Source organism: Qipengyuania gaetbuli (assembly GCF_020171365.1).
In the GTDB taxonomy this organism is placed as follows: domain Bacteria; phylum Pseudomonadota; class Alphaproteobacteria; order Sphingomonadales; family Sphingomonadaceae; genus Qipengyuania; species Qipengyuania gaetbuli_B.
The window spans coordinates 1,623,379-1,645,761 of the sequence record NZ_JAIUZO010000002.1 but is presented as its reverse complement, the minus strand read 5'-3'; the positions used below and the strand labels follow the sequence as shown (position 1 = coordinate 1,645,761).

General features: G+C 64.9%; 31 protein-coding genes, 1 tRNA gene and 1 riboswitch. Of the genes, 13 read left to right on the top strand and 19 right to left on the bottom strand.

The genetic code is table 11. The annotated features are described in order from the left end of the window. Nucleotides 1–26 precede the first annotated feature (26 nt). The 3 genes from dapD to LCL94_RS08735 all read left to right on the top strand — a co-directional run bounded on the left by dapD (nucleotide 27) and on the right by LCL94_RS08735 (nucleotide 1,478). On the top strand, nucleotides 27–851 hold the full coding sequence (gene dapD, locus LCL94_RS08745) for a 2,3,4,5-tetrahydropyridine-2,6-dicarboxylate N-succinyltransferase (protein WP_224831866.1): 825 nt from the start codon (nucleotides 27–29) through the stop codon (nucleotides 849–851). 79 nt (nucleotides 852–930) lie between these two features. Then, nucleotides 931–1,233 carry a hypothetical protein gene (locus LCL94_RS08740; protein ID WP_224831865.1) on the top strand — a complete coding sequence of 101 codons (303 nt, stop codon included), beginning with the start codon at nucleotides 931–933 and terminating at the stop codon, nucleotides 1,231–1,233. A 17-nt stretch (nucleotides 1,234–1,250) separates the two neighbouring features. After that, nucleotides 1,251–1,478, top strand: a complete 228-nt coding sequence (locus LCL94_RS08735) for a DUF2945 domain-containing protein (protein ID WP_224831864.1) — start codon at nucleotides 1,251–1,253, stop codon at nucleotides 1,476–1,478. A 16-nt stretch (nucleotides 1,479–1,494) separates the two neighbouring features. On the opposite strand, the gene LCL94_RS08730 is transcribed toward LCL94_RS08735, so the two are convergent. After that, nucleotides 1,495–2,718 (bottom strand): dipeptidase, encoded by a 1,224-nt coding sequence (locus tag LCL94_RS08730; protein ID WP_224832690.1) that lies wholly within the window; start codon nucleotides 2,716–2,718, stop codon nucleotides 1,495–1,497. A 127-nt stretch (nucleotides 2,719–2,845) separates the two neighbouring features. On the opposite strand from LCL94_RS08730, the gene LCL94_RS08725 reads away from it, so the two are divergent. Beyond that, nucleotides 2,846–3,136 carry a DUF427 domain-containing protein gene (locus tag LCL94_RS08725; RefSeq protein ID WP_224831863.1) on the top strand — a complete coding sequence of 97 codons (291 nt, stop codon included), beginning with the start codon at nucleotides 2,846–2,848 and terminating at the stop codon, nucleotides 3,134–3,136. A 66-nt stretch (nucleotides 3,137–3,202) separates the two neighbouring features. Here LCL94_RS08725 and LCL94_RS08720 read toward each other — a convergent pair whose 3' ends face one another. Together LCL94_RS08720 and LCL94_RS08715 are read right to left on the bottom strand one after the other, a co-directional pair. Further along, a complete protein-coding gene (locus tag LCL94_RS08720; protein WP_224831862.1) occupies nucleotides 3,203–3,454 on the bottom strand; it encodes an SWIB/MDM2 domain-containing protein in 252 nt (83 codons plus the stop codon). Between the two features lie 35 nt (nucleotides 3,455–3,489). Further along, complete coding sequence (locus tag LCL94_RS08715) at nucleotides 3,490–4,071, bottom strand: YbhB/YbcL family Raf kinase inhibitor-like protein (RefSeq protein WP_224831861.1); 582 nt, start codon at nucleotides 4,069–4,071, stop codon at nucleotides 3,490–3,492. 237 nt (nucleotides 4,072–4,308) lie between these two features. Here LCL94_RS08715 and LCL94_RS08710 point away from each other — a divergent pair, with 237 nt between their 5' ends. Continuing rightward, nucleotides 4,309–5,724 carry a S41 family peptidase gene (locus LCL94_RS08710; RefSeq protein ID WP_224831860.1) on the top strand — a complete coding sequence of 472 codons (1,416 nt, stop codon included), beginning with the start codon at nucleotides 4,309–4,311 and terminating at the stop codon, nucleotides 5,722–5,724. A gap of 10 nt (nucleotides 5,725–5,734) precedes the next feature. Here the strand turns inward: LCL94_RS08710 and LCL94_RS08705 are convergent, their stop codons facing one another. From LCL94_RS08705 to LCL94_RS08690, 4 genes are all read right to left on the bottom strand, one after another. After that, the gene (locus LCL94_RS08705) at nucleotides 5,735–6,187 is read right to left on the bottom strand and encodes a DUF3429 domain-containing protein (RefSeq protein ID WP_224831859.1); all 453 of its coding nucleotides are present in this window, start codon (nucleotides 6,185–6,187) and stop codon (nucleotides 5,735–5,737) included. Between the two features lie 43 nt (nucleotides 6,188–6,230). Continuing rightward, complete coding sequence (locus LCL94_RS08700) at nucleotides 6,231–6,653, bottom strand: COG3650 family protein (RefSeq protein ID WP_224831858.1); 423 nt, start codon at nucleotides 6,651–6,653, stop codon at nucleotides 6,231–6,233. After that, a complete protein-coding gene (locus LCL94_RS08695) occupies nucleotides 6,650–7,573 on the bottom strand; it encodes an alpha/beta hydrolase (RefSeq protein WP_224831857.1) in 924 nt (307 codons plus the stop codon). Before LCL94_RS08695 ends, LCL94_RS08700 begins: the two co-directional genes overlap by 4 nt. 81 nt (nucleotides 7,574–7,654) lie before the next feature. Beyond that, a complete protein-coding gene (locus LCL94_RS08690) occupies nucleotides 7,655–8,551 on the bottom strand; it encodes a hypothetical protein (RefSeq protein WP_224831856.1) in 897 nt (298 codons plus the stop codon). Nucleotides 8,552–8,739: 188 nt separating this feature from the next. On the opposite strand from LCL94_RS08690, the gene LCL94_RS08685 reads away from it, so the two are divergent. Continuing rightward, nucleotides 8,740–9,285: a hypothetical protein gene (locus LCL94_RS08685; RefSeq protein WP_224831855.1), complete on the top strand. Its 546-nt coding sequence runs from the start codon at nucleotides 8,740–8,742 to the stop codon at nucleotides 9,283–9,285. 3 nt (nucleotides 9,286–9,288) lie between these two features. Here LCL94_RS08685 and LCL94_RS08680 read toward each other — a convergent pair whose 3' ends face one another. The 8 genes from LCL94_RS08680 to LCL94_RS08645 all read right to left on the bottom strand — a co-directional run bounded on the left by LCL94_RS08680 (nucleotide 9,289) and on the right by LCL94_RS08645 (nucleotide 13,325). Beyond that, a complete protein-coding gene (locus LCL94_RS08680) occupies nucleotides 9,289–9,693 on the bottom strand; it encodes a hypothetical protein (protein WP_224831854.1) in 405 nt (134 codons plus the stop codon). 115 nt (nucleotides 9,694–9,808) lie between these two features. Beyond that, entirely contained in the window at nucleotides 9,809–10,387 is a 579-nt protein-coding gene (locus LCL94_RS08675; RefSeq protein ID WP_224831853.1) for a fasciclin domain-containing protein, read from the bottom strand. A gap of 157 nt (nucleotides 10,388–10,544) precedes the next feature. Beyond that, nucleotides 10,545–10,889, bottom strand: coding sequence for a hypothetical protein (locus LCL94_RS08670; protein WP_224831852.1), 345 nt, complete (start codon nucleotides 10,887–10,889; stop codon nucleotides 10,545–10,547). Nucleotides 10,890–10,923: 34 nt separating this feature from the next. Next, nucleotides 10,924–11,268, bottom strand: a complete 345-nt coding sequence (locus LCL94_RS08665; RefSeq protein WP_160608904.1) for an HPF/RaiA family ribosome-associated protein — start codon at nucleotides 11,266–11,268, stop codon at nucleotides 10,924–10,926. Nucleotides 11,269–11,368: 100 nt separating this feature from the next. Next, nucleotides 11,369–11,773: a nuclear transport factor 2 family protein gene (locus tag LCL94_RS08660; protein WP_224831851.1), complete on the bottom strand. Its 405-nt coding sequence runs from the start codon at nucleotides 11,771–11,773 to the stop codon at nucleotides 11,369–11,371. Next, on the bottom strand, nucleotides 11,763–12,380 hold the full coding sequence (locus LCL94_RS08655; RefSeq protein WP_224831850.1) for a hypothetical protein: 618 nt from the start codon (nucleotides 12,378–12,380) through the stop codon (nucleotides 11,763–11,765). The genes LCL94_RS08660 and LCL94_RS08655 overlap by 11 nt, the downstream gene beginning before the upstream one ends. Nucleotides 12,381–12,392: 12 nt before the next feature. Next, complete coding sequence (locus tag LCL94_RS08650; RefSeq protein WP_224831849.1) at nucleotides 12,393–12,848, bottom strand: RidA family protein; 456 nt, start codon at nucleotides 12,846–12,848, stop codon at nucleotides 12,393–12,395. 3 nt (nucleotides 12,849–12,851) lie between these two features. Further along, nucleotides 12,852–13,325 (bottom strand): Rid family hydrolase, encoded by a 474-nt coding sequence (locus LCL94_RS08645; RefSeq protein ID WP_224831848.1) that lies wholly within the window; start codon nucleotides 13,323–13,325, stop codon nucleotides 12,852–12,854. A 187-nt stretch (nucleotides 13,326–13,512) separates the two neighbouring features. On the opposite strand from LCL94_RS08645, the gene LCL94_RS08640 reads away from it, so the two are divergent. The 4 genes from LCL94_RS08640 to LCL94_RS08625 all read left to right on the top strand — a co-directional run bounded on the left by LCL94_RS08640 (nucleotide 13,513) and on the right by LCL94_RS08625 (nucleotide 15,553). Continuing rightward, nucleotides 13,513–14,124, top strand: coding sequence for a DUF2726 domain-containing protein (locus tag LCL94_RS08640; protein ID WP_224831847.1), 612 nt, complete (start codon nucleotides 13,513–13,515; stop codon nucleotides 14,122–14,124). Nucleotides 14,125–14,202: 78 nt separating this feature from the next. Continuing rightward, complete coding sequence (locus tag LCL94_RS08635; RefSeq protein WP_224831846.1) at nucleotides 14,203–14,697, top strand: helix-turn-helix domain-containing protein; 495 nt, start codon at nucleotides 14,203–14,205, stop codon at nucleotides 14,695–14,697. 47 nt (nucleotides 14,698–14,744) lie between these two features. Beyond that, entirely contained in the window at nucleotides 14,745–15,092 is a 348-nt protein-coding gene (locus LCL94_RS08630) for a hypothetical protein (RefSeq protein ID WP_224831845.1), read from the top strand. A gap of 2 nt (nucleotides 15,093–15,094) precedes the next feature. Then, the gene (locus LCL94_RS08625) at nucleotides 15,095–15,553 is read left to right on the top strand and encodes a hypothetical protein (RefSeq protein WP_224831844.1); all 459 of its coding nucleotides are present in this window, start codon (nucleotides 15,095–15,097) and stop codon (nucleotides 15,551–15,553) included. Here LCL94_RS08625 and thiC read toward each other — a convergent pair. The 3 genes from thiC to LCL94_RS08610 form a co-directional block, all read right to left on the bottom strand. Then, the gene (gene thiC, locus LCL94_RS08620) at nucleotides 15,526–17,409 is read right to left on the bottom strand and encodes a phosphomethylpyrimidine synthase ThiC (protein WP_224831843.1); all 1,884 of its coding nucleotides are present in this window, start codon (nucleotides 17,407–17,409) and stop codon (nucleotides 15,526–15,528) included. The two genes, LCL94_RS08625 and thiC, sit on opposite strands and share 28 nt — an antisense overlap. A 38-nt stretch (nucleotides 17,410–17,447) precedes the next feature. Then, nucleotides 17,448–17,558: riboswitch (TPP riboswitch) on the bottom strand. 44 nt (nucleotides 17,559–17,602) lie between these two features. After that, on the bottom strand, nucleotides 17,603–18,292 hold the full coding sequence (locus tag LCL94_RS08615) for a thermonuclease family protein (RefSeq protein ID WP_224831842.1): 690 nt from the start codon (nucleotides 18,290–18,292) through the stop codon (nucleotides 17,603–17,605). A gap of 113 nt (nucleotides 18,293–18,405) precedes the next feature. After that, nucleotides 18,406–18,479, bottom strand: a tRNA-Gln gene (locus tag LCL94_RS08610). 179 nt (nucleotides 18,480–18,658) lie between these two features. Here LCL94_RS08610 and LCL94_RS08605 point away from each other — a divergent pair. Together LCL94_RS08605 and LCL94_RS08600 are read left to right on the top strand one after the other, a co-directional pair. Next, on the top strand, nucleotides 18,659–19,894 hold the full coding sequence (locus LCL94_RS08605) for a Ppx/GppA phosphatase family protein (protein WP_224831841.1): 1,236 nt from the start codon (nucleotides 18,659–18,661) through the stop codon (nucleotides 19,892–19,894). Beyond that, nucleotides 19,887–20,552 (top strand): RlmE family RNA methyltransferase, encoded by a 666-nt coding sequence (locus LCL94_RS08600; protein WP_160608892.1) that lies wholly within the window; start codon nucleotides 19,887–19,889, stop codon nucleotides 20,550–20,552. The genes LCL94_RS08605 and LCL94_RS08600 overlap by 8 nt, the downstream gene beginning before the upstream one ends. Before the next feature lie 61 nt (nucleotides 20,553–20,613). Here the strand turns inward: LCL94_RS08600 and LCL94_RS08595 are convergent, their stop codons facing one another. Further along, nucleotides 20,614–21,315: a c-type cytochrome gene (locus LCL94_RS08595; RefSeq protein ID WP_224831840.1), complete on the bottom strand. Its 702-nt coding sequence runs from the start codon at nucleotides 21,313–21,315 to the stop codon at nucleotides 20,614–20,616. A 133-nt stretch (nucleotides 21,316–21,448) separates the two neighbouring features. On the opposite strand from LCL94_RS08595, the gene LCL94_RS08590 reads away from it, so the two are divergent. Continuing rightward, nucleotides 21,449–22,342, top strand: coding sequence for a prephenate dehydratase (locus tag LCL94_RS08590; protein ID WP_224831839.1), 894 nt, complete (start codon nucleotides 21,449–21,451; stop codon nucleotides 22,340–22,342). Nucleotides 22,343–22,383 lie beyond the last annotated feature (41 nt).

The following is a 22,383-nucleotide window of genomic DNA, read 5'->3' as shown; positions in this document are numbered from 1 at the left end:
CTCCGCATATTCTTACGGAGACCAGCATGAGCGCCGAGCTAGAAACCGCCATCGAAGCCGCGTGGGAAGACCGCGCCAACGTCACGCCGCAGAGCGCGGACGTGCGCGCTGCGGTCGAGGCTGCCCTCAAGCTGCTCGACAGCGGCGAAGGCCGCGTAGCCCAGCCTGACGGCAAGGGCGGCTGGCAGGTCAACCAGTGGCTCAAGAAGGCGGTCCTGCTGTCCTTCCGCCTCAACGACAACCGCGTGATGGAAGGCGGCAGCGCCGGCCATCCCGCCTTCGACAAGGTGCCGAGCAAGTTTGCCGGCTGGGACGATGCCCGTTTCCGCGAAGCAGGCTTCCGCGTGGTGCCGGGCGCCGTGGCCCGCGAAGGCGCCTATATCGCGCCCGGCTGCGTGCTGATGCCGAGCTTCGTCAACATCGGCGCCTATGTCGGCAAGGGCACCATGGTCGACACCTGGGCCAGCATCGGCAGCTGCGCGCAGATCGGCGAGAACTGCCATATCTCGGCAGGCGCAGGCATCGGCGGCGTGCTTGAACCGATGCAGGCGAACCCGACCATCATCGGCGACAATTGCTTCATCGGCGCGCGCAGCGAAATCGTCGAGGGCGTGATCGTGGGCGAAGGCTGCGTGGTTTCGATGGGCGTCTTCATCACCCAGTCGACCAAGATCGTCTACCGCGACACCGGCGAAGTCATTCGCGGCCACCTGCCGCCGTTCTCAGTCGTCGTCCCCGGCACGCTGCCCGGCAAGGATGGCGGCCCCGGCCTCGCCTGCGCGGTGATCGTGAAGACGGTCGATGCCCAGACGCGCGAGAAAACCGGCATCAACGAGCTGCTGCGCGACTGAGCGGGCGCGGAACATTCGTCACATCTGACCGTAGAAACCCCTGAATCCCGCGCGGTCGCGGAGAACAGGGAGTATTCACGTGCACAAGGAAGGTGACGAAATCCATATCGACGATGTGGAAGCCAGCGGCGGCTCCAAGGAAGGCGTCGTGCGTTACGTGCTCGCAGGCGGCCTGATCCTGGCCATCATCCTGATGTCGGTCGTCTGGATCGTTCCGGCGATGACGCAGGGCGATGTCGAGGAAGAAGCCACCATCAGCGGCGAAATTTCCTCGATGGAAGAGGAAGGCGACAGCACCGACAGCATCCTCGGCACCGGCGAGGAACCGGTTGGCAACGACGAAGTTACCCAAGAGGACGGGATCGAAGTTATTGAAAACTAAGATACCGAGGTGACCTGATGAGCAATTCGAACAGTTTCCGCACCGACCAGTACGTCAAGTGGGACTGGGGCAACGGGATGGCCAAGGGCCAGATTAAGGAACGGTTCGAACGCGAGGTCACCCGGACCCTCAAGGACTCCGAAGTCACGCGAGACGGGAGCGAGGACAACCCCGCGTATCTCATCAAGCAGGAAGACGGCGACGAAGTGCTGAAGCTGGGCTCGGAACTGCAGGCGCAGGACTGACCCGCCCCGCCCCGCTTCACTCCACGTCGCGGGGTTTGCCCACCGGATATTCGATCGGCGCCATGTCGCGGCGGCTTGCGGCGAAAGCCTCTGCCTCGCGCATGGCGCGCATCATGTTGCGGCTCGAAATCTTTTCGAGGTCCGCCTGCGAATAACCGCGTTTCGCCAGTTCGACGAACAGCGCTGGATAACCAGCCACGTCTTCCATACCCACGGGGCCGGTCGGCATGCCGTCATAGTCCCCGCCGATGCCGATGTGGTCGATGCCTGCAACCTTGCGGATGTGGTCGATGTGGTCGGCCATGTCGGCCACGGTCGAGACCGGCGGGCGATTGGTGGCGTCCCATTTCGCCAGCCCCGCCTCGACATTGTCGGGCAGGCCCGGGAACAGCGCCTTCAGCCGCGCTTCTTCGGCCGAGCGATTGGCCGAGTGGTTGCGCAGTTCCTCGTTGATGAACCAGGGCAGCGCGACCACCATTAGGACGCCGCCGTTTTCCGGCAGGCGGGCAAGCACGCTGTCGGGCACGTTGCGCAAGTGGCCATTGATCGCGCGGGCGCCCGAATGGCTGAAGATGACCGGCGCGCCCGACACGTCCAGCGCATCGTGCATCGCGGCTTCGCTCACGTGGCTGAGGTCGACCAGCATCCCCATGCGCTGCATCTCGCGCACGACGTCCTTGCCGAAAGTGTTCAGCCCGTCATGGCGCGGCGCATCGGTCGCGCTATCCGCCCAGTCGAGCGTCGTCGAGTGTGTGAGCGTCATGTAGCGCGCGCCAAGGTCGTACATCTGGCGCAGCACAGCGAGGCTGTTGCCGATCGAATGGCCGCCTTCCATACCCATCAGCGAGGCGATCCTGCCCTCTGCCATGGCCTTCGCGACATCGTCGGCGGTCAGCGCGAGCGCGAGCTTGTCCGGGTTGCGCGCAATCAGGCGCTTGGTCACGTCGATCTGCTCGATGGTCGCCTGTACGGCTTCGGGCTCGGGCAGCGCGGCGCTGACATAGACTGACCAGAACTGCGCGCCGACATCGCCCTTTTCCAGCCGGACGAGATCGGTGTGCATGGCCGCCCGGTCGCCATCCTGCGTGTCGAGCGTATCGACGAAATCGAAATCGTTGATGAGATTGTCGAACCGCCCGCGCAGCTGGATCGGCACGTCGTTGTGCCCGTCCCACACCGGCGCTGCCTCGAGCGCGGCAGCCGCCACCTGTTCCGGAGTCTCTTTCGCTGCTGCCGGCATGGCGAGGACGGCAGTGGTGGCAAGCAGTGCGGCGGCGATGCGGTTCACGCTAATTCTCCCTTTCGGAACGCAACGGGTTCTCGATGGCTCTATTACCCATGGAACAGGGTTTGGAAAGGACTGCGCGATGACTGTAGTGGCAAGCTGGAACGGCGAGGAAATCGCGCGCAGCGACGATACGGTGGTGGTCGAGGGGAACCACTATTTCCCGGCCTCCGACGTGGCGCGCAGCGCGCTGGTGCCGAGCGAGCGGACCAGCGTGTGCCCGTGGAAGGGTACGGCGCAGTACCATTCGGTCAATGCCGGCGGCGCGATCAAACCGGACGCGGCGTGGTATTACCCCGACCCCAAGGAAGCGGCTGCCGAGATCAAGGACCGCATCGCCTTCTGGAAGGGTGTCGAGGTGCACGAGGAATAGCGCGCAAAGAAAAGCGGCGCCGCGAACTGGTCGCGACGCCGCCTTTGTTGTCAGACCTTCGAGCGATCAGCTCATGTGCTTGGAAACGGCACCGGTCATCTTGAACATCGAGATCTGGTCCTTGCCGATCACCGCGCCGAGCTTGGCGTCGGGATTGATCATGCGCTTGTCCTTCGAGTCCTGCAGGCCGTTCGCCTTGATGTGGTCCCACACCTTCGACGTCACCTGGGCGCGGGTCATCGGACCCTTGCCGACGACGGCTTCGAGTTCCGGCGTCAGGTTCACCGGCTTTTGCAGTGCGTTGTTCTTGCCAGCCATTTCAGGTTCCTTTCACTTGGCTATGCTTGGTATTATCAGATGTCGAATTCATCCTCGGCATCCCATTCCTCGACCTCGTGACCTTCGAAACGGGCACTGAGGATCGCGAGTGCGGTGACATGGTTTTCCATGTTCCTGACCAGATCTGCATGCGTGGCGCCGGGCATCAGCGTCAGCGGCAGGTCCAGTGCGAAAAGCTGGAAGGCATAATGATGCTCCACCCCCACGGGCGGGTCGGGCAGCAGCCATTCCGAATTGCCGCGGGCATTCTTGCCGGTGCGCGGCGGCACCTCACCTTCGAAGAGCGCGCCCTTCTGCCCGGGCAGGCCCCAGACGAGCCAGTGCACGTCGCCGCGCTCCACGTCCTCGACTACCAGCACGAGTTCCTGCGTGCCGGGAGGCGGCGCGGTCCATTCGAGCGGCGGTGCAACGGCATCGTCCTCGCAAGCCGTGAAGCTAGGGTCGAGTTCGCCGCCATGGCGGAACGCCGGGCTGGACAGGGTAAAGCCGCCGCGGCCGAGAGCTTTCTCTTCGGCCACCATAGCAGCGGTCAGCCCGGCCTTTACTTCGCCGTTGCCGATCGCCTGCTGGATCCATGCGGGCACGCCCGTACTCACAACTTCAACTCCGTCTTCTACTGCCAAATTCGCATATCGAGGACAAAGACTAGGCACACCGACGGAGCAAAGGCCACTACACAGGCGCTAATTTGCACTGTTTTCAGGCGAAAACGGCCTTGTTTTCCCCCGAAAGACGATAACTCAGGCGGTGCTCTTGCTCAGGAGGGGTTAATTGCGCAGTTTGCAGTTGCAAATACGGACCGAATTCGGGTCGTTCTGGGAGGAATTTTTCGCATGTCCATGGGTCGCGCCATCATCTCTTCGGTACTTGCCATCTCGCTTGCCGCTTGCGGCGGCGGGGACAGCCCCAGCGGTGGCGGCGGCACGCCCACCCCGCCGCCTTCCGGAGGCGGCACGGACACCTGCTCGCTTTCGGCCCGGCAGGACTGGGTGCGCGGTGTTCTCGACGAATGGTACCTGTTCCCCGAGCTGCTCGACAACACAGTCAACAAGGCGAACTATTCGGACGTCCAGACCTATATCGATGCTCTCGTCGCGCCCGCCCGGGCGCAGAACAAGGACCGGTTCTTCACCTACCTGACCTCGATCAAGGAAGAGAACGACCTCATCAACAACGGGTCGAACGCCGGCTTCGGCATCCGCCTGATCTACGACACCAGCGCGAACCGGGTCTATGTCGCGGAATCCTTCGAAACCGGTCCGGCCTTCCCGGCGGGCTTCGATCGCGGTACCGAGATCATCTCGATCAACGGTCAGTCGGTCGCATCGCTGATGGCATCGGGCGGGCCGACCGCGGTCAGCCAGGCACTGGGGCCGTCCGATCCGGGCGTGACGCGGACCTTCGTCATCCGCAATGGCAACGTCGATCAGACCGTATCGGTCACCAAGACGGAATACCCGCTCGATCCGATTTCGGACCGCTACGGCGTCCAGATCCTCAACGACGGCACGGGCGAGGTCGGCTACGTCAACCTGCGCACCTTCATCGTGTCCGATGCCGGCCCACAGCTGCGCGCCGCGTTCCAGCAGTTCCGCGATCGCGGGATCACCAAGGTCATTCTCGACCTGCGGTACAATGGCGGCGGCCTCGTCTCGGTGGCCGAGCTCCTCGGCGACCTGATGGCCGACGGGCGCGAGGGCCAGGTCTTCTCGCGCACTGTGCTGCGCGATTCCAAGTCTTCGGAAAACTCGACCGACCTGTTCCAGAACCAGCCCGAACAGATCGCCGTGACCAAGCTTGCCGTCATCGGGCGCGCGGGCACCGCTTCGGCGAGCGAGCTGGTGACGAACTCGTTCATTCCCTACCTCGGCGGAAATCTCGCGCTGATCGGCACCAACACCTATGGCAAGCCCGTGGGCCAGTTCGCCTTCGACCGTTCGGCCTGCGACGACCGCCTTCGTGCAGTCGCGTTCAAGACGGTCAATTCGGCCGGAAACGGCGAATATTTCAGCGGCCTTGCCGGCGTGATGCAAGCCACCTGCCGCGCGGACGACGGTATCTTCAAACCCTTCAGCGACCCGAGCGAGGCATCGATCAGCGTGGCGCTCGACTTCCTCGCGGGGCGCAGCTGCACTGCGATTACCGGTCGCGGTTCGGATCCGTCGGTCCAGTCGGTCGGAACGCGCAAGGAACTGCTGCAGCCGGCCTGGCCGACCGCCGCCCAGCGCGACGTGCCGGGTATCTTTTGATCGCACTTAACTAGGTCAGGGCGATGGCTATGGTCATCGCCCCCAGCCCCACCGACAGCGGGACACGCAGCGCCATCCACCAGCGCGGCGCGAGCGAGCCGAGGCGCGCATCGACGCCGAGGCTGATCAGCAATGCCGCGCCGAGCATGACCAGCGAGGGTTCGGGCCAGCGCCAGCCGAATGCCCACGGCAGGAAGCAGGCGAGCGCCACCAGGCTCGGCGTGACAGCCGCGATCCACAGCCAGCCCAGCGCCCTGCGCCGTTCGGCAGCCGGCGCGCCTGCGGCAATGCCCCACCACAAACCTCCGAGGAAGCTGAGGATGAGGGCCGCGTAGATTGCCGCGATGCGCAGGGCCGGTTCGCGCCATTCGGGCGGGCCGAACACCAGCGCGATCAGGCAGGCCGCCTGCGGCAAGAGGCCCGAAAGGCCGAGCACCCGTGCAAGACCGGGAATTTCTCTCATCGTACCCCTCCGCTGCGAACGAACCTTCGCGCCTTAAACCGCGTCAGGGTGTTTCGGGTCCCGAATAGGGCTGGAGGTCCGTCCACGCGCAGCCCGTGCGCTGCTCTTCGCCAAGCAGGAGTGTAACGGTGAAGGGATAGGTCCGGTCACTCATCCCGTCAGAACATTCGCCCGGCGTCACGGTCGCATCGAACCGCTGTCCGTCCGCCATGCCGGAAAAGGCCACCCCGTTGAGGCCCGCAAACCGACCGGCCGGAAAGCGCAGGCCGTCGATGTTCTCGGGGGTTTTGTAGAACGCCTCGCCACCGGCAATCTCCGCGCTCCAGAAGGGTTCGGTGCCGGTCAGGTATACCGTCTCGCTCGCGGCAATGCCGTCGAATGCCTCGGTCTGGGCCGAATTGCCCTGCTCCGCTCCGTTGCAGGCGGCGAGCAGGAGGAGCGGCATCAGGATCGCTGCAAGTTTCACAGGGCATCCTTCACATGGACATGGCGCAGGAAGGCTGCCGTCTCGTCCAGCGCGGCACGCCCTTCCGGGATCGGCAGCAGCATCCAGACGTGCTGCATGCGCTCCGCCTCGCGATACACCGCCGGCGGCTCTCCCAGCGAACCCAGCTTTTCGCGCAAACGCCGCGCGTCAGACACGAGGATATCGGAGGTCCCGGCGAAGACTGCCACAGGCGGCAGACCGGTGAGATCGCCGAACAGCGGGCTCAGCCGCGGATCGTCGAGCGGAAGGCCGCCTGCATAGCGCGTCCCGCAGGCCTCCAGCCCCGAAGGCGCCAGCATCTTGTCGCGCGGTTCGATGGCGTCCATCCCCTCGCCCGACGCGGTAGCATCGAGCCAGGGCGAGAACAGGACAAGGCTGCCGGGCAATGGCTGGCCGTCCTGCTTGAGGTCCTGCACCAGTGCCAGCGCCATGCCGCCACCGGCACTGTCGCCGCCGACCGCGATGTTTTCCGCGCCGAATTCCCCCGCCAGCTCGTCATACAGGGCGCGCATCGCTGGCAGCGTGGTGGTCACCGTCACTTCGGGCGCGAGCGGATAGATCGGCACGCTGGCCGAAGCGCCGAGCCGGTCGCACAGCGAGGCAATGGCCTCCCAGTGCAGCGCGGCAATATCCATGACGTAGCCGCCCCCATGGAAGTAAAGCAGGTGCGGGGCGTGCGGCTTCGGCCCGCCGATCGGCGTCAGCGTCACCAACGGGTAGCTGCGCGAGGTATCTTCCTCGATCGTGAACCGCTTCTGCCACTTGGCAGCGGGGCGCGGCGATTTGGCCTGGCGCATCTTGGCGAGCCGCTCGTCCATGCGGTCGGGCTGGGAAAAGAACCGCTTGATGCCGAGCAGCGGCAAGGCAAGTTCGGCAAGGCGTGCACGCAGGCTGATCATCGGTGGTCCTCTCCCCGCAATCGAGAAGCGGACGCTAGCGCAGCGCGGTCATGCTTTCCAAGACTGTTTGCAGGTTCTGCCTCAGCGGCCGAAGAAACGCGCCACGAAGCCGCGCTTCACCGGATCGTCCTCCTGACCGGTTTCGGCGACCTTGCGGCGCAGGTCGGCCCCGGTGAATTCCTTCACGTCCTCGACTGTGCGGCGGGCGATGAAATTGGCCGGGATGATCTCCGCCATCTCGGTGGCTTCCTCGCTCTCGCGGTCCGCTGCCGGATTGCGGGCACCGATACCGTGCACGCAGACGACATCGGGGCGCAGGTCCACCATCCCGGCAATCACCGGGATCCCGCCGGGAAGCCCATGAATGGCGCATTCGCTGGCAACCGCCTGCTGGAACAGCAGGGCCCGCCACCAGCAGGCGACCACGTATTCGACATAGCGCCGCGGGGCGCTTTCGGGCGCATCGTCGCGGAAGAAATGACGCTGCTTGTGGAACAGGAGGCGCGTGTTGAGGAGGTCCAGCCCCTCACAATCGAGATAGACTTCGATATCCTCGTCATGGCCGGCCCATGCGGGGCCGTCCTCGCACCGCGTTTCGGCGATGAGGCCCGCCACATCGGCGGCTGAAAAGGCATAGCCCTCGTCCGAATAGAGGCCGAGCATCATGTAGGGCCGGTGCATCTGGCCCTTCTCGAAGGTGCTGTCCGCATCGTTGGCGATGGCAAGGGTCACGCCGGTGATCGGCTTGCCTTCGTGCAGCGCGATGGCTTCGACCAGTTCGGACCAGCCGGACAGCGACACGTGTTCCGGCGTGATCGCGAGGCATTCGCGGGTCAGCTCGGTATCGAGATCCGTCAGGGCCTGCGCGAGCAGGTCGTGCGCCTTGTCGAGATCGCCCGCCTCGAACAGGTCACGCAGACCGTCTTCCCAGCGTGCCTCGCCGTCCGCTGCCGCGAACAGGCGCTCCAGTTCATGCATATCCTACCCCATTGTCCTCGCGGATGCCGCGGCTCTCCTAGCCGCAGAACATCACCATGGCGTTAACTCTAGGGATGAACCTTTGCGCGCCGCTTACCGTGCGTCCTAAACAAGCCATGAAGGCGTCATCCGGTTAACCACGCAGAACGCGAAGGGAACCTCGCCACGGGCTTTCTCGTTCAACCGGCATGAAGTTCGCACCGCACATCATCGGAGCCTTCGTACTGGTCGCTGTGGCAGGGGCGGTCAGCGGCGCAGCGATCGGCGACGCTCCCATCCTGAAGCCCGAGACGCAGGACAGCCTGCCCGAAGCGCAGCCGTTTTCGGCGCTCGACCAGGCCGCGCATTCGACCAAGCGCCCGCCCGACCAATATGCTCTCGAGACGCCCGAAGGCACGGTAGAGGTCGCCGAACTCTCGCTCCGCGGACGTTTGCGCAACACCGCGCATGCCCATTGGTGGCGCGAGAGCCGCGAGGCCAGCGGTCCGGCTAGCGACTACGCTATCAAATATGGCGAGGAGGACATCGCCCGCCTCGCCCGCGAGGAAGCGCTGATCGCATTTACCACCGAGCCGGAACCCCGGCCGCGGACAGGCCCCACCCGGGCCGAAGCGCCCATGGCGCTCGCGGAGCGCCCGGCTCCCCCGCCCGCGCCGCGTCCGGCAGAGCAGGAAACGATCGGCAATGCGAAGACCATCGACCTAGCCGCCGCGCTCGCAGCGCAGGGCCGATAGGCGTTACTCCACCGGTCGCCCTTTCCAGGCGAACAGCAGGTAGGCGACACCCAGTACAAGCAAGGCCGGTGCCATGTGCTGCGCGATCCAAACCACCCGGAACCAGACATCGTCCTGCGTGGAGAGAAACAGCGCAATGAAATGGCTGTGATCCGTTTCGGGCACGTTCCTCAGCGAACTAAGCGCGTGGTCCCTGATATGCGCCTGCTGCACCAGCATGGCGGTGAGGAGGCCCATGCCGACTAGGTAGAAAACGAAGGCCGCGACCCTCAGCGAGAGCGAAGCACGGTGGAGGAAGGTCCAGACCGCCACGATCATCGCGAAGTTGATGGTGATCACCATGCCGAGTAGCGCCGCGTAAATGGTGTGGACGCCCTCGATCACGTCGAAGAGTTCGCTCTCGCTCATCTTGCCCTCCCCATGGACTGCCCCGCTATCATGCCACAGGCTTTCCGCCGGACAAGGCCGGACGCAAAAAGGGCGGCCCGCGAGGAGCCGCCCTTCGTTATCGGTTGGCCCCAGCTTACTGCGGCATCAGCACGGTATCGATCACGTGGATTACGCCGTTCGATGCTGCGACATCGGTCGCGGTGACGGTCGAGGTGCCGCCGGCCGCATCGGTCAGGACGACGTTGCCGTCGACCACCTTGGCGGTCAGCGTGCCGCCATTGACGGTGGTGATCGTGTAGCCGGCTTCGCCCGCATCCTCGATGGCCTTGGTCAGCGTTGCGGCATCAACATTGCCCTGCACCACGTGGTAGGTGAGGATGCTGCCGAGGGTTTCGGTGTCGTTCGTGGTCAGCTCGGTCAGCGTGGCTTCGGGGATCTTGCCAAAGGCGTCGTTGGTCGGAGCGAAGACGGTGTAGGGACCGTCGCCCGAAAGCGTTTCGCCGAGGTTGGCCGCAGTAACGGCGCTCACCAGCGTCGAGAAATCGGGGTTGCCCTGCGCCACTTCGACGATCGTGCCGGCGGTGGCGGTATCGTTGGCCATCTGGTCGGCCATCGCAGTGTCTTCGGCCGGAGCGGTTTCCTCGACGGGATCGCTGCATGCGGCAATCGCGAGCGATGCGGCAGAGGCGAGCGCAATGGTCAGCTTGTTCATGTTCGTACCCTTTTATGCGTGTGAAATAAGCACAATCGCAGCCGGCTCACCCGGCTGGTGCTTCAAGATACGAACGCCGCGCCTGTTTGGATGTTTCGCAATCCCACAAAATCGTGACGAGGCGGGATTCGCACGCGGCAGGGCGTGGGTGGGTGGCTCAGACCGAGGCGGAGCGCCCCTTCCCCAGCAGTATCGCGAGAAAGGCGAGCATGAAGAGCGCGTCGCCTGCAAGGATCCAGCCGACGGCAGAGGGTTGCGCACCTGATGCGACCTCCGGCCCCATCAGCGCCACCACGCCAAGCTTGCCGAGCACGCCTGCCCACAGGACCGGCCTGAACCGCTCCACATCTCGCGAGACCACGGCGTAGACGACGCCGAAGCACAGCACGAGCAGGCCGACCACCCGCGTTTCGACGGGTGCTTCGGGGCCGAACAGCGATCCGGCCCCGATCACGATATTGTAGAGTGCTGCCACGATCAGCAGCGGCTTTGCCCAGTTCATCCCTCGATCTCCCCCCACGAACGATTGCCCTCGACTACATCACCTTTTCAGGGCGCGGGTCGTGGCCGTGGCGATTGCTCTTGCCGAAATGCCGGTCGAGCCGCTGCGCCAGCGTCGTCGCAGCCTTGCGCGCCGCATCGTCCACCGTGGATGCACCCTCGGTCACGCCGATCGGGCGGCCACCACGCGGGCGTGCCTCGATGGTGCAGGCCTTGTCGTCATGGCCGTGCTTGTGCGCGTTTTCATCGTGGACGTGGATCTCGATCCGGGTGAGCCGTTCCTCGAACCGCGCCAGCTTGTCCCGCACCTTGGTCTCGATGCGTTCGGCGACGTTGGCCGTGCCCATGACGCTGCTGTCGGAATTGAACTGGACCTGCATGGTGCGTGCTCCTCTCGGTTGTGGTTCTCTTATTCCGACATGGGGTGCGACAGGGCAATGTCAAAGCGATTTCGCCCCTTCCCCGGATCGCTTCGCCGGATCAGCTGCCGAGAGCCTTGTCGGCCAGGATCGTGTCCATGTACTCGCGCACCTCCACGATCATTCCATCACGCATCCGGAAGACGAAGCAGTAATCGTTGTCGTAGCGTCCGCCGTCGACGGTTGCGGCATTGCCCTTGGCTATCACCGCCACGCGGTCGCCGTCGGCAAGGACCAGTTCCGCAGTGGTCAGATAGGGGCCGTCGATCCGCGCAAAGAGCGGTCCGACAAGATCCCGCTGGACCGCCTCCAGCCCCTTCAGGTGCTTCGACCAGGCGGAAGAGCCCATCACGCGCCATTCGATGTCAGGCGCGAACAGCGCCGTGAAATGGGTCGGATCGCCCTTGGCAAGTCCGTCGTAGGCCTTTGTGACAAGGGCACGGTTGCGTTCGGTTTCATCGCTCATGGTTCTCTCCTTGCGTGAATGTTCCTTCCGGCCTGCCCTCGCCTTCCAGCCCCAGCCGGCGCCCCCAGTCGATCTGCGCCAAGAGGACCAGCGCGCCCAGCATCGCCACCTGCAGCGCAATGCCGAGCGGGCTGGACAGCTCTTCGCGCAGCACCTCGCCCATGCTGGTCGACCGGATACCCTGCGCGGTCAGGCCGTAGATGGTATAGGACACCACGCGCCCTGCAAAGAAGGCCGTCGTGAAGGGCAGCAGCTTCAGCCGCGCCAGCCCCGCCGCCTCGAACAGCTGGGCCGACGGCACCGGCGACAGCGCGAAGAGGCCGAGCGCCAGGAGGCTGTTGCGCCGCCGCCGTTCCAGCGCCTGCCGCGCGGCGGCAAGGTTGGCGTGGGTCTTCGCCGACAGGTACCGCGTCCCCAAGGCAAGCGTCGCATGGGCCAGCAGGAACCGCCCGCTTGCCGCCGCCAGCGCCGCGAGGCCTACCAGCGGGGCCAGCGCCATGTCGCTGTTGAAGGCATAGAGCGCGATGATCGACCAGGTCGGCGGCCCGAAGGCGGGCAGCAGGTTCACACCGAGCACGAGGGCGAAGAAGAGGAGATATTCTTCCATCGCCCGGCCTTATCACTCCCCCGCAGTCTCTTGCGGGTTCCACGCCCAGCATTCCATCTCCACTCGCGCGCCCAGCGCCAGGCCGTTCACACCCATGGCGGAGCGCGTGGGATAGCGGCCCTTCTCGAAATAGGTCGCATAGATCGCATTGAAGGCAGGCCATTCGCCCATGTCGGCCAGCATCACCGTGCACTTGAACAGGTCTGCATAGCCCAGGCCATGCGCCTCCAGCGTCTTGCCGATGCGCGCGAACATGGCGCGCGTTTCGGCCTCGATCCCGCCGGGCACGACCGCGCGGCCCGTCTCGTCCGCGCCGATGTCGCCGGACAGGTAGAGCACATCGCCCACCTGCACCGCGCTGGAGAAGGGATAGGGCAGTTCCGAAGGCGTGAAGACCGGCGGCGCGGCTTCCTGCGCCAGTGCGGGCGTTGCCAAGGCGGCGAGCGCGAATGCGATGAGGCTGCGCATGGCTCAGTCCTCCCCGCCTTGCGGCAGCTGCGCGGTCACCTTGACCTCGACCAATGCCGTCGGTTCGTAGAGCGCGCTGATGCCGATCGCGGTCCACGCAGGGAATGGCGCCTTGATGTAGCGGTTCTTCACCTCAGCAAACGCATTGTTCTGGCCGGCAAGGTCGGTGTGGAAGGTCTCGATCTCGATCATGTCGTCCCAGCTCGCCCCGGCCCGCTCCAGCGTGCGGCCGATAGCGTCGAACACGCGCACGAAGCTCGGCTCCATGCCATCGTCGCCCTCCATCGGCACTGCGACCACGCCCGACAGGATCACCGTGTCGCCGTGGATGACCGCATCGGAATAGCCGACCGCCTCCTGGAAGGCGCGCGCCTCGTCGTTCTCGGGCATCAGCGTGCGCTTCGCCTCCTGCGCCTGCGCGCCCGTTGCCATCACGAGCGCTGCGAGCGCCCCTGCGAATGCTTTAGTTCGTGTCACCGGCACCTCCCCTGTGGTCGCGACCTCCACGGAGACTGACGCAGCAGGCGAAACTGTCAAGCGCGGGCGGAGCGGAGAAGGTGTCATCCGGCGACATGAGGCACGGAGAGAGGGAGGATGCAGGAAAGAAATAACCGGTTTCTCTTAGCGTTCAATTCGATATTGTTTCGAAGGGAGGTGACGAATCGTGTTCGAGAAACTGTTCTCTTCAGTATTGGACGATCCGAAGCTTATTATTCTCGGCGTTATCGTCATTCTCGTTTTATTGGCGACCCAATGGAACAACGCCGGAAAAAAGCAACCCTATCGCAAGCGGCGTAGCGGCTACCGTCCCAATTTGAAGATCGTGCCCAAGGCGGGCGACGATCCCGCGCTCGCCTCGGCAGCCGAGCAGCTGCGCACGGTCATGGGAGCGGATTTCAAATCCCGCTCGCTGCTCAACCGGCCCGAGGCAGTCGTGTTCAAGGCGCTGGACGAGGCTGTGATCGCCCGCAATTCGGCTTGGCAGGTGATGGCGCAGGTGTCGCTTGGCGAGTTCCTCTCCTCACCCGACCGCAAAGCCTATTTCGCGGTCAATTCCAAGCGGGTCGACTTCGCGCTGATGGACGAGAAATGCTGCGTGCGCCACGCGCTCGAATACCAGGGCAACGGCCACCACCAGGGCAGCGCCGCCGCGCGCGATGCGGTGAAGAAGGAAGCGCTGCGCAAGGCGGGGATCGGCTATCACGAGATCGTCGCCGGCCACACCACGCCAAGCGAACTCAGGGCGCTCGTGGAGAAGCTGGTACCGGCGGGCTGACGGATCTGCGACGGTAACTTATCAAACCATTGCTTTAGCTTGCCAATCCCGGGAAATCGGGTCCATTATGGATCAGTAATGGAAACCAAGTTCGATCTGGCGAAAGCTGCCAATCTGACCCCACGGCAAGCCGACTGCATCGAGCTTGTCAGGCGAGGACTCACGGCGAAGCAGATTGCTCACCAATTGGGAATTTCCCATCGCACGGTCGAACAGCACATCGCGACCGTGATGGACATCTTGCAGGTCAACAACCGCTTGGCAGCAGTTGCACGCTTGCAGGAAATCGAGCGGGAGCACGAAGGTACCAGCCCCAAATTCATGCTCGACCCCAACGCAGAGCTGGTGGATTTTTCGAATGCCTTCATTCAGGCCCCACCTCTCCGCACGTCCGCCAAGTCTGCACTCAGCCAGTCGATACTCCCGCCACTCGGCGGCTCCAGGAATGACGCGCCCAAGGTCCGGCGCATGATCTGGATGGTGCGCATCGCAGCTGTTGCCACGATGCTGAGCTGCCTCGTCTTTCTAACCGTTTTGGGCCTTTCCGACATGGCCGAGTTCGCCAATTCGTGACCTCATCACTGCACCGATTGATGGCAACAAACCGAAAGGATCATTCGATGCACGATATCAAAGCAGCAGCAGGCAGGGTCATCGCCAGCGACACGCAGGCTTCCGTCGAGGCTGTCGACACCGCGGTCATGCGCCTGGCGCAACTGTGCGCAAGCATTGTCGAGGTCAGCAAGGCATCCAGCCTTCCTGTTCTCGCCGCACAGGGAGCACTCGCAAGTGCCGGTGACGGCCTGACCAAGATGATCGGCACGCGCAACGACATCGGCCAGGCGACACGGGAATTGCGGAAGATCCAGAAGGCGTCGAACCTCCAGGCAGAAGCCTTCGGCTGCCCCCCCGATTACAAGGTTTCGGGCAGGCTCGCCCATGCCGAACGGAACGCCGAGGCGGCCTGAGAATGACCGACTATTTCCTGCTCGCCTTCTGGTTGTTCCTGCTTGGAGCTCTGACAATCAGCTGGCGAGCAGGCGATCGCCGCGATCGAGTAATGATCGCGCTTATCGTCGCGACAGCGATTGCCTCAAGCCTGACATTCAGCTTCCTCGCCGCCGGTCAGGCTCTGGCGGTAGTGGTCGTCATCGATTGCATCCTCTTGGCTGCAATCGGCCGCTTCGCACTTTCGGGCGACAAATACTGGCCGCTTTGGTTTGCAGCATTCCACGCAGCGACAGTGACGTTCGAAGGCATTGCCCTCTTCCTGCCGCCTGAAGCCAGCATGGTTTTCTGGCGCGTGGGCGCTTTCTGGTCGCTCCCAGCCCTGCTGGCGATGACGACCGGCTTGATCCTGGATCAGTACTTCGCTCGCAATGCAAACGGAGACGCCGTGGTTCAGTCGGCGGGGTCCGCCGGCATGTAAAGATCGCCACCTTCGCGATATTTCTCGGCCATCTCACCCATCCCAGCATCCGCCCCCTCGACCGGCGCGGTCGCTGCCAGATAGCTGTCCGAGTTCTGCTTGGCCGCGAAGTCGCGCACTTCCTGCGTGATCTTCATCGAGCAGAATTTCGGGCCGCACATCGAGCAGAAGTGGGCGGTCTTGGCGCCTTCTGCGGGGAGGGTCTGGTCGTGATATTGCTCGGCCGTGTCGGGGTCGAGGCTGAGGTTGAACTGGTCGCGCCAGCGGAATTCGAAGCGGGCCTTGCTCAATGCGTCGTCGCGGACCTTGGCGGCCGGGTGGCCCTTGGCAAGATCGGCGGCGTGGGCGGCGAGCTTGTAGGTCACCACGCCTACCTTCACGTCGTCGCGGTCAGGCAGGCCGAGGTGTTCCTTGGGCGTGACGTAGCAGAGCATCGCGGTGCCGTACCAGCCGATCTGCGCCGCGCCGATGCCGCTGGTGATGTGGTCGTAACCCGGCGCGATATCGGTGACGAGGGGGCCGAGCGTGTAGAAGGGCGCTTCGCCGCAGGCCTCCAGCTGCTTGTCCATGTTCTCCTTGATCTTGTGCATCGGCACGTGGCCGGGGCCTTCGATCATCACCTGCACGTCCTGTTCCCAGGCGCGCCTGGTGAGCTCGCCCAACGTGTAGAGCTCGGCGAACTGGGCTTCGTCATTGGCGTCGGCGATGGAGCCGGGGCGCAGGCCGTCGCCCAGCGAATAGGCGATGTCATAGGCCTTCATGATCTCGGTGATCTCGTCGAAGCGTTCGTAGAGGAAGCTCTCCTTGTGATGCGCGAGGCACCATTTCGCCATGATCGAGCCGCCGCGCGAGACGATGCCGGTGACGCGCTTGGCGGTCATCGGGACATAGGGCAGGCGCACGCCCGCGTGGATGGTGAAATAGTCGACGCCCTGTTCGGCCTGCTCGATCAGCGTGTCGCGGAAGATTTCCCAGGTCAGGTCCTCGGCGATGCCGCCGACCTTTTCCAGCGCCTGGTAGATCGGCACGGTGCCGATGGGGACGGGCGAGTTGCGGATGATCCATTCGCGCGTGTCGTGGATGTTGCGGCCCGTGGAAAGGTCCATCACCGTGTCCGCGCCCCAGCGGATCGACCAGACCATCTTGTCGACCTCGCTCGCCACGTCGGAGGCGACGGCGGAGTTGCCGATATTGGCATTGATCTTGACGAGGAAGTTGCGCCCGATCGCCATCGGCTCGGTTTCGGGATGGTTGATGTTGGAGGGGATGATCGCGCGGCCCCGCGCCACCTCGTCACGCACGAATTCGGGCGTGACGTAATCGGGCAGTGAAGCGCCCCAGGGCTGGCCGTCGTTACGGGCGGTCAGGCGCGCAGCCTCGTCCCGCAGCATTTCGCGGCCGAGGTTCTCGCGCTCGGCGACGTATTCCATTTCCGGCGTGATGATGCCGCGCTTGGCATAGTGCATTTGCGACACGTTCATGCCGGGCTTCGCGCGCAACACCTTCTTCGCCACGTTCGGGAACGCGGGCACGCCGCCCGACCGGTCGGGACCGAGCTGGCCGTTGTCTTCCGGGCGAACTTCGCGCGCGTCGTATTCCTCCACATCGCCGCGGGCGAGGATCCACTCGCGGCGCTTCTGCTCGAGACCCTTGCGGATATCGATCTGCGCATCGGGATCGGTGTAGGGGCCGGAGGTGTCGTAGACGCGCACGCTGGGCTCGCCGCCCTCGAGGTCGATCTCGCGCATGGCCACGCGCACGCCGCTGCCGCTCTTGGCGCCGACATGGACCTTGCGGCTGCCGCGAATCGGGCCGGTGGTGACGCCGATGTCGAATTTGCTGTTGATGTCGGCCATGCGAAGTCTCTCCAGAAGGCGGACGGAGAGCGGAGTTCTGGCAGTGACCAGCCCACTCCCTCCGCCGATGCTAATCGGTTCAGGTTCGACGGGTCGGGCGGTGCTTAATCCGCCCCTCTCAGCGAAAGCTCGCTCCCCGGGGATGGACGGGGCTTAGCCGAGGCCGCGCGGGGAATCCAGCGCCGATGGAGCCTCAGCGTCGGCGCGGGCCGTAGAGTTCGCAGGCCACCCCGTCGCCGTCACCGTCCATCTCGGGGCGATAGCCGGGCTCACCGCGATAGAGGGGCGCCTTGCCGGCGGCCCGCACTTCGCGGCAGCCGCGATAATAGACCCCGGCGGTCGCCTGCCTGCTGGCGGGCAAGGCTTCGAGACGCCGCTTTCGTGCGGCGAGCATGGCAGCGAGTTCGTCGCTGGTCTGCCGGTCGCTCACGCGGAACTCGGACGGCTGCATGAACTCGCCCGACCAGATGCCAACCGTCTTGCCGCGGGCGAAATCCTCCCACTCCGCATAGGCCGGACCTTCTTCGGGTATGTGGAGCGCATAGCCCATCCGGACCATTTCCTGCCCGAGGTCGCGTCCATCAGCTTCGCACCTGGCGATGACACGGCCATAGGCATCGGTCCCGGCCTGCTTGCAGCTGACGTTCTTGCCCTCGACCAGCGATTGCAGGGCGGCGGTCGCATATTCGCCGCAGTTCCATTCCGCATCGCCGCGCTTGCACGTCTGCCGCGCCTCGACGGCATCGACACCCGCCAGCACGAAGCGCACGCCGGTCATCTCCAGCGTATCCCCGTCCACCGCTACCGCTTTGCCGAAGTAAAGCTGCGCAAATGCGGGCGAAGAAATGCAGAACAGGGCAACAAGAAGGAGGCGGGCGTGCATGACTTGCTTTCGGATTACTTGCGAATTCTCGGCAAGCTAACACGAATCCATGCGCAAGTCGTAAAGATCGGCCCGGAGGTGCTGCGCCAGTCGCGCTGTCAATGTGGGAGAAGTGGATGCCCCGTGAGGATTCGAACCTCAATTGACGGAGTCAGAGTCCGTAGTCTTACCATTAGACGACGGGGCATCAGCATCGCCGGTCGGGGCGCCGAGAATCGCGCGCCGCTCCGGGAGAGGGGGCGCACTTAGTTTCGCTGGCGCGCCCGGTCAACCCTTCTGCTTGCCCGAAACGTCATGTGGCGCTAGCGTCGGCGGCAAGTCCCCGTGCGCGTTGGTTCGTGCGGGAGGATAGAAAGAAGACACCCCATGGCGGATCATTCTCCGCCGGACAGTAAAAGGGGGCCTGGTAAGAACAGGGGCGGCACGTCCGGCAAGGTAGCCGATTTCCGCTACAAGCGCCCCTCCCGGCCCGATGGCAAGCCCGGCAGAAAGCCGGCCCCGCGGCCTGCGAAACCGCGCGCGGCGGACAAGCAGGCCAACCCAATCGAAAACAACCGGCAGGCAGCGCCCGCGGAACGCGGTTTCCAGCGGCGGCAGGCCTATGCCGCGCTCGACCTCGGCACCAACAACTGCCGCCTCCTGATCGCCCGCCCCTCGGGCGAGAATTTCACGGTCATCGACGCCTTCAGCCGCGTGGTGCGCCTCGGCGAAGGGCTGGCCGCCAGCGGCCGCCTGTCGGACGCGGCGATGGAGCGTACGCTGGCCGCACTGCACGTCTGCGCGGAAAAGCTGCGCCGCCGCCATGTCCACCTCGCCCGCTCGGTCGCGACCGAAGCCTGCCGCCGCGCCTCCAACGGCGAGGAGTTCATCGAACGCGTGCGGCAGGAAACGGGCATCGTGCTCGACATCATCTCCGCACAGGAAGAGGCACGCCTCGCCGTGCTGGGCTGCCACATCCTGCTCGAAGACGGTCCCGGCCCGGCGGTGATTTTCGACATCGGCGGCGGCTCGACCGAACTGGTGCTGGTGGAGCCGAGCGGCGCGGTCCCGCGCATCCTCGACTGGATGAGCGTGCCCTGGGGCGTCGTCTCGCTCACCGACACGGTGACCGGATCGGACGAGACCCTGGAAACCCGGCTCGACCGCTACATGCGCATGCGCCGCACCGTGGGCGACAGTTTCAAGCCCTTCGCCAAGCGCATCGCCCAACACGCGCGGGGCAAGCACCCGATCCGCCTGCTGGGCACCAGCGGGACAGTGACCACGCTTGCCAGCCTGCATCTGGAGCTGCCGCAATACGACCGGCGCGCGGTCGACGGGCTGATCCTCGAATCGAAAGCCATGCGCGATATCTCCACGCGCCTTTCCCGCATGAGCGGGGCGGAACGGCAGGAACTGCCCTGCATCGGCGATGACCGCGCAAACCTGGTGGTGGCGGGCTGCGCCATTCTCGAATCGATCCTCGACATCTGGCCTTCGCAGACGCTGGGCGTGGCCGACCGCGGGATCCGCGAAGGCATCCTGCGCAGCCTGATGGCCGCCGATGCCGATGGCGAGCGCAGCCGCGCCGCACTGCAAAGGATGAGGGAACAGGATGTCTAGGTCGGGCAAGGATCGCGACACGCGGGTTCGCACCGCCAAGAAACGCACCGCGTCGTCGACGCGCTGGCTGCAGCGGCAGCTGAACGACCCTTACGTCAAGCAGGCCAAGGCGGAAGGCTATCGCAGCCGCGCGGCCTACAAGCTGATCGAGCTGGACGAGAAATTCGGCCTGCTCAAAGGCGTCGAACGCGTGGTCGATCTCGGCATTGCGCCGGGCGGCTGGAGCCAGGTGGTGCGCAAACTGCGGCCCAAGGCACAGGTGGTCGGCATCGACCTGCTCGAAGTCGAACCCATCGAGGGCGTGACGATCTTCCAGATGGATTTCATGGACGACGATGCGCCGCGCGTGCTCGAAGAGGCGCTGGGCGGCAAGGCGGACCTCGTGATGAGCGACATGGCCGCCAACACCGTCGGCCACAAGCAGACCGACCATCTGCGCACCATGGGCCTCGTCGAGGCGGGCGCATGGTTCGCGGTCGAGAACCTCGACAAGGGCGGGACCTTCCTTGCCAAGGTGCTGGCCGGCGGGACCGATGCGGACCTGCTCGCCCTGCTCAAGAAGCACTTCAAGACGGTCAAGCACGCCAAGCCGCCCGCCAGCCGCAAGGGCTCGAGCGAGTGGTACGTCATCGCCCAGGGCTTCAAGGGCGAGGCCTGAGGGCAAAGAAAAACCCCGCCGAAGCGGGGCCTTTCGTCAAATCTTCCTGAAGCCGGAAAGCTCAGTCGATCTTGGTCGCGCCGCCAGCGTCGGTGGCTGCATTGGCTGCAGCGACGGGCTGGTCCGCGCTCATCGCGCCGGCAGCTTCGGCGCCGTCGACCGGTGCGCCTTCGACCGGGCCTTCGCCTGCGCCGGGTGCGTCAGCCGCGGCTTCTTCGGCCGGAGCGGCCGGGGCCGGATAGTCGGGGCCGCCACCGTTCGCCTTCAGGTAGGCGATGATGTTGGCGCGGTCTTCCGGCTTCGACAGGCCGGCAAAGCTCATCTTGGTGCCGTTGGCGAAACCGCGCGGGTTGGCGAGCCATGCGTCCATGTTGGCATAGTCCCAGGTGCCGCCCTTGTCCTTCAGCGCCGAGCTGTAGGCGAAACCGGCAGCATGCCCGCCGAGCGGGGTGCCGAGGACGCCCCACAGGTTCGGGCCGATGCCGTTGGCCCCACCCTGGTTGATCGTGTGGCAGGCACTGCACTTGGCGAAGACGGCTTCGCCGGCCGTCGCGTCCGCCGCAGCAAGCAGCGTGCCGAGATCCGGACCGGAATCGGCGCCGCCTTCTTCGGCTTCACCTTCGATGAAGAAGCCGAAATCCTTGCCTTCGGGATAGTCATGGCTGTCGGCATGGAAATACATGCCCGAAGCGATCGATGCCCCGAGGGCCACGATGCCGGAGAAGAGTACCCAACCGGCGGCGGTGTTGAAACGGTCGTCCATTGCGTGAGAACCTGCGAGAATCCGTGTGGTCTATGGTTGCGCGCCGCTCTAGTGCCGTGCGCGCCTTCGTGCAAGTCCGCCCTGTGCAATAGCGCTTGCGATGGGTGCAACTGGTGCCTAGCAGCGGCCTCCCATGCGTAATTTTGCCAAGCCAGCCCTCGCCATGGTCGATTCCATGCGCGCCGCCGCCGCCGAGGAACCCGCGCGCGCCATCGCTTTCGGCGGTGCGCCCGGTTCCAATTCGCACCAGGCGGCGATGCAGTTCGCGCCCGAAGCGCTGCCCCTGCCCTGTTTCAGCTTCGAGGATGCGCTCGACGCGGTGAAGAGCGGCGCGGCCGGCTGTGCGATGATCCCCATCGAGAACAGCCAGCATGGCCGCGTGGCGGATATCCACTTCCTGCTCCCTGAAAGCGGGCTGGCGATCGTGGCCGAACATTTCATGCGTATCACCCATGCGCTGATGGCGGTCGGCGACGGTCCGTTCGAGGCGGCCTACAGCCATCCGCAGGCGCTCGGCCAGTCGCGCGAATTCCTGCGCGCGCGCGGCATCACCGGCATGAGCTATGCCGATACGGCGGGCGCGGCGGCCTATGTGGCGGAAACCGGCGAGGCGAATATCGCCGCCATCGCCCCGCCGCTCGCTGCCGATCTCTACGGCCTCAGGATCGTGGAAGACGCGGTCGAGGACGCGCATGACAACACCACGCGCTTCGTCGTGCTGGCGAAGGAACAACTCGCGCCGGGCGCGCTCGCCGGTGTCGATGCGATGACGACCTTCATCTTCGAGGTGAAGAACATCCCTGCCGCGCTTTACAAGGCGCTGGGCTGCTTTGCCACGAACGGCGTCAACATGACCAAGCTGGAAAGCTACCAGAAGGGCGCCAGCTTCGCGGCCACCATGTTCTTCGCCGATATCGAAGGCGCGCCGGGCGATGCGCGGGTCGATACCGCGCTGGAGGAACTGGCATTCCAGACCAACGAGGTCCGCCTGCTCGGCAGCTATCCGCGCGCCCGCAAGCGCGGGTAGGCGCAGGGCAAGAGAAGACGGGCCGCAGGGCGACCCGCCTT